The organism is Halanaerobiales bacterium (assembly GCA_035270125.1).
GTDB lineage: Bacteria > Bacillota > Halanaerobiia > Halanaerobiales > DATFIM01 > DATFIM01.
Map to the genome: position 1 here is coordinate 1 of DATFIM010000104.1, position 5,256 is coordinate 5,256.

At 30.4% G+C, this 5,256-nt stretch carries 4 protein-coding genes, 1 tRNA gene and 2 rRNA genes; 1 reads left to right on the plus strand and 6 read right to left on the minus strand.

Features of this window, described 5'->3' with window-relative positions; translation table 11 throughout:
* The coding region (locus tag VJ881_05485) for a Na+/H+ antiporter NhaC family protein (GenBank protein ID HKL75503.1) at nt 1-600 on the plus strand (600 nt) is incomplete at its 5' end.
* Nucleotides 601-690: 90 nt separating this feature from the next.
* On the opposite strand, the gene VJ881_05490 is transcribed toward VJ881_05485, so the two are convergent.
* The 6 genes from VJ881_05490 to VJ881_05515 form a co-directional block, all read right to left on the minus strand.
* Nucleotides 691-1,701, minus strand: coding sequence for a peptidylprolyl isomerase (locus tag VJ881_05490; protein ID HKL75504.1), 1,011 nt, complete (start codon nt 1,699-1,701; stop codon nt 691-693).
* A gap of 43 nt (nt 1,702-1,744) precedes the next feature.
* Nucleotides 1,745-1,820: transfer RNA gene (locus tag VJ881_05495), tRNA-Asn, on the minus strand.
* A 120-nt stretch (nt 1,821-1,940) separates the two neighbouring features.
* Nucleotides 1,941-2,516 carry a 2-oxoacid:acceptor oxidoreductase family protein gene (locus tag VJ881_05500; GenBank protein ID HKL75505.1) on the minus strand — a complete coding sequence of 192 codons (576 nt, stop codon included), beginning with the start codon at nt 2,514-2,516 and terminating at the stop codon, nt 1,941-1,943.
* Entirely contained in the window at nt 2,516-4,399 is a 1,884-nt protein-coding gene (locus VJ881_05505; GenBank protein ID HKL75506.1) for a thiamine pyrophosphate-dependent enzyme, read from the minus strand. The genes VJ881_05500 and VJ881_05505 overlap by 1 nt, the downstream gene beginning before the upstream one ends.
* A gap of 161 nt (nt 4,400-4,560) precedes the next feature.
* Nucleotides 4,561-4,677, minus strand: a 5S ribosomal RNA gene (rrf, locus tag VJ881_05510).
* Nucleotides 4,678-5,137: 460 nt separating this feature from the next.
* Nucleotides 5,138-5,256: ribosomal RNA gene (locus tag VJ881_05515) — 23S ribosomal RNA — on the minus strand; the annotation flags it as partial.

Consider the following 5,256-nt stretch of genomic DNA (forward strand, 5'->3'; position numbering starts at 1 on the left):
TTAGGAATTGGAGTTATTCCTAAATTTATAGTCGGAAAATTATATATACCTCAAGCCTTTATGTTTGCTGTAATCTCAGCAATTCTGGTAGCTTTATTTAAAGGTATGAGTTTAGAAAATGTAATTGATGCTTTTGTTGATGGATGTAAAGGAGTAACAATAGGTGCTATTATTCTTGGTTTAGCAGTAACTCTAGGAAATGTTTCAGAAGGTCTAGGTACAGCTGCTTTTATAATTAGTGCCACTGAATCTATCATAATTCCAGTTCTTTTACCTGCAATCTTTATGTTGATTTGTATGGTAACTGCATTTGCAGTAGGTAGTTCCTGGGGAACTTATGCTGTTATTTTCCCAATAGCAATGCCCTTAGCCTATTCAATAAATCCAGATCCTACATTTATTATAATCTGCTTTGCAGCCGTAACTGGAGGTTCAATTTATGGAGACCAGGTCTCTCCAATTTCAGACACTACCGTCATGTCCTCAGTTGCAACCGGTACTGATTTAATGGATCATGTTTACACTCAAATACCCCAGGCCAGTGTAGCAGCAGGTATTGCCATGATTCTTTATACTATCACAACAGCAATTTTATGTTAATTAAATCATTTGCATAATATTAAAATAATAATAAAGCAAAAAACCTCCTGAAAATTAATTCAGGAGGTTTTTTCATGCTTTTTTATGTTTTTAATCTAATTTTTTTTCAATTTCTGCTTCTTCCCTAAGTTGACTAACAAAATCATCCCAGGCTTTTTGTCTCTGCTGATTAGAAAGATTCTCTTTAATATTACTTTTTACTTCTTCAAAATTAGCTACTCCAGCTTCTTTTTTATCTGTTACTTTGATTATATGATATCCATAATCTGTTTCCACAGCCTCACTGGATACTTCTCCAACTTCTAACTCAAAAGCTTTTTCTTCAAAGGCAGGTACCATTTCTCCTTTACTAAAAAATCCTAGTTTACCTCCATCTTTAGCAGTTGGTCCTTGAGAATACTCTTCAGCAAGATCAGCAAAATTTTGACCATTATCTATTTTATTCATAACTTCATCTACTTTTTCTTCATCTTTTAATAATATATGACTTGCATTTACCTGTTCTCCATATTCATATTGGTTTTTATTATTATTATAATATTCTCTAGCTTCTTCATCGGAAATGTTTACTTCATTAGTAACTTCCTGCATTAATTTATTTATTAGTAGATTTTCTTTGTTATTTTCTAAAAACATACCTTTATATTCTTCAAGAGAACTAATTCCCTGTTCATTTAAAGAAGATATTAATTGTTCATCAGTTAAATTATTGTTTTGTTTTATTGAAGTTAATTGTTGGTTAAACATTTCATCTTTTTCTTCTTCACTTAATTCTATATTTCTCTTATCAGCTTCCATTTTCAAGAGTTCCATGGTTATCATTCCATCAAGTTTTGTTTTTCTATATTCATTTAAAAGATCCTGACCGGCTTCAGTTTGTAATAATAGCTGAGTAAATTGTTGATTACTTTGATATAAACTCATAATTAATTGTTGCATATTAGCATACTGATCAAGTTCACTAATAGTTATTTTTTCTCCATTAACTATAGCTGCTAAATCTGCTTCACTTTCATTTGATGATGTTTCTTCGGTTGCCATAATTGGGGTTGTAAATAAAAGTGCTACTATTGCTGCAAATATAATCGTTTTTTTTAACATAAATAAATCCACTCTCCTTAAATTATTTTAGTAAATAAAAAAATGGCTCCCCGAGCAGGACTCGAACCTGCGACAAAGTGGTTAACAGCCACTCGCTCTGCCAGCTGAGCTATCGGGGAACACAATTATAACTTAAAATTTTATAAACTGACTATATATTATTATAGCATAATTTTGAACTTTGTCAAGAAAAAAATGACAAATAATACCTCCACCTTAATTAGATGGAGGTATTATTTTTAAGCAATTATTTCACTAAAAATATCTAAATTTTTGTTTAGTACCTCTCCTTTTAATAAATCTTTTAATGCATTTTTATAATCATTTACTTCAATATCAGGAATTAATTTTTTTCTGGCTATTTCACCCAAAATTACTACATTTTGCATTCTTGCATCTTCAAGATCTTCTTTAAATACCCTTATATTTTCAATATCTTTGTTTTTCGATTTTTCTTTTATATCACTATTTTTAACTTCTTTTCCTTCTCCTAACCTTACATCAAGAGGCTGCCATGAAGTATCATAATAAACTAACTTTCCCGATCTTTTTAGATAAGTTTCCAGACCCCTTAAAGCCTCATTTCTCTCTAAAGCAATAACGATATCTGCCTTTCCTTTTTGAATTAAAGATGAATATATTCTTTTACCAATTCTTAAATGAGATTGTACTGTACCTCCTCTTTGAGCAAGACCATGTGTATCAACTCCTCTAACATGAAGGCCAGCATAATCAGCAGCTCTAATTAAAGTTTCACTTAATAATCCAATACCCTGACCACCAACACCAATCATATATATATTCATTTTTTCCATTATTTATTACCTCCTTTAGACTTGTCCATTTTTATAGCTGAGACAGGACAGGTCTGAAAACAGGAACCATCTCCTATACAAAGATCATCATGAACCCAAATTGTCCCATCTTCATTTTTTTGAAAAGAAGGACAGGCAAATTCACTTACACATTCATGAATATTTTTACATTCATCCTGATCTATTATTGCCTTATTATCTTTATATGTTCCTGATCTTCTTGCTTCTCTTGTGAATTTTAACATACAGGGATGAGAAGCAATTACTACACTGAATCCTTCATCATTTAAGGCTTCTTTCATTTTTTCTTTAAGTTTAGCCTGGGCATAAGTATCAACTTTATAGATGTTTTTAACACCCAATCCCTTTAATGTTTCCATAATTTCTATTTTATTACCTTCATTATTAAAGTTTTGTCCACTACCTGGATGATTTTGATGGCCGGTCATTGCTGTAGTTCCATTTTCCATTATTACTAAAGTTAAATTATGGTCATTGAAAACTGCATTAGCTATACCAGGTAATCCAGCATGAAACATTGTTGAATCTCCTAAAAAGGAAACAACTTTTCGACTATCATTAAATAAAGATAATCCAGTTCCAGTAGAAGTTGAATGTCCCATAGATAAAAGAGCTTCTCCCATATTATATGGTGGTAAATATCCCAATGTATGACATCCAATATCTGCTACAGTAATATCATCCTCAGATAGGGCTTGTTTTATTGCATAAAAAGCAGAACGATGACCGCAACCAGGACACAACTGAGCAGGTCTGTTTTCTAAACTTGAAGTATATTTTTCCAGATTTCTTTTTTCTAATAAATCACTCCAGGTCTTTTCTAATACTTTATAAACTTTATCTGGGGTATATTCATTAATCCAGTCTTCTATATCATTTTTTCCTATTATTTTAACATCAATATTTTCTTCAAAGGCTATAACTTTTAATTCTTTTTCAATAACATTATCCAATTCTTCAAGAATTTTAACTTCTTTATGATTTTTTAAAAATTCAATTATTGTTTTTCGAGGTAATGGATAAATAATTCCCAATTTTAAAATATCAGGTTTATCATCTACTTCTTCTAATACATCTCTTAAAGATAAATATGGGACCCCCATACTAATAATGCCTATCTCAGAGTCATTATTTATTATCTTATTAAAATTTGAATGGTCTGCATAATCCCTAAATTCATCAAGTTTCTTTAAAGCTCTTCTTTTCATAGGAAATACTGTAGAAGTTATTGGTACATAGTTTTCATCTTTACTTGAAAAACGTGGTTTTTTATCAAATTCAGTTTTTTGCCAGGAAGAAAAATCAACTTTTTCTTTAGCATGACAGACATGAGTACTTAATCTTAAAATAACTGGCATATGTTTTTCTTTAGAAACTTCAGCTGCTTTTTTATACATTTCATAAACTTCCTGAGGGGTTGATGCTTCAAAAACCGGAATATAGGATAAATGTGCATAATGTCTATTATCCTGTTCATTTTGTGATGAATTTGCTCCAGGATCATCACCAATTACTACAACCATCCCACCTTTTAAATCCATAAGTGAAAGTTGAACAAAACTATCTGCTGCTACATTAAGACCAACACTCTTAAAAAATACTGTAGATAAATGTCCATTAATTGAAGCACCAAAAGCTATTTCTGTAGCTACCTTTTCGTTAGTAGAAAATTCAAAATAAAATGGTCTTTCTTCTTTTGGTATTCCTCTTATAGCTTCTGCCACTTCAGGCATTGGGGAACCTGGATAAGAAGTTATTACTCTTGTTTGAGCTTCAATCATTCCTCTAACAAGAGCTGTATTACCAATTACAATTTCAGAAATTTCTTCTTCCTTTAACAAAAAATCATTAAAAGTCTTCATTAACTCACCTCTCTTTATTTTTTTAATATACTGAAAATTTTAAAAATATTTTTTTGTTCAATTAATTTAGATCCTTATATTATATAATTTCTATTTATTTAAATTAATTCCTTTAATTAAAATAAAAAAACACCCAAAATGGGTGTGTATAAAAAAATAAATTCTGGCAGCGATCTACTCTCCCACAAGGTCGCCCTTGCAGTACCATAGACGCTGGAGGACTTAACTTCTGTGTTCGAGATGGGAACAGGTGTTGCCCCTCCGCTTTTGCCACCAGAAAGATATGAAATTTTAAGTATTCCTCACAATAACAATTTTTTAACGTTTTTAGCTATTTCCTAAAAGCGCAATAATTAAATATCCTAAAGTATAAAATTCAAATATAATTATTGCTTTTACTTTTATTCGATATCTAAAAACTAAAATTGTTAAAGTTCGTTATACTTAATAATTTCATTACCGGTTTTTTATTGTAATAAAACTATTAAGTACAACATTAAAATCTTTTTTGTTTACTGTTTTATGATTTTCAGTAATAATTGATATATCTAAAAAATATGTTTTGTAATTTTAGATTTTAAAAAGTAAATAAGGGATTAGAAGGAATTGTGTTTGAGCGAAAGAATTGAGCGAGTTTATTCCTTCCCCGCAATTTAGTTTTTAAAATCGTTAAGAAATAGCAATGTATATTTTTTAGATATATCAATTATACCTTTAAAGATGCATACAGAATGGAGATGAGATAAGTCCTCGACCTATTAGTACCGATCAGCTTAATGTGTTGCCACACTTCTACCTTCGGCCTATCTACCTAGTCATCTTCTAGGGGTCTTAACTCAATTAAGAGTGAGATACCT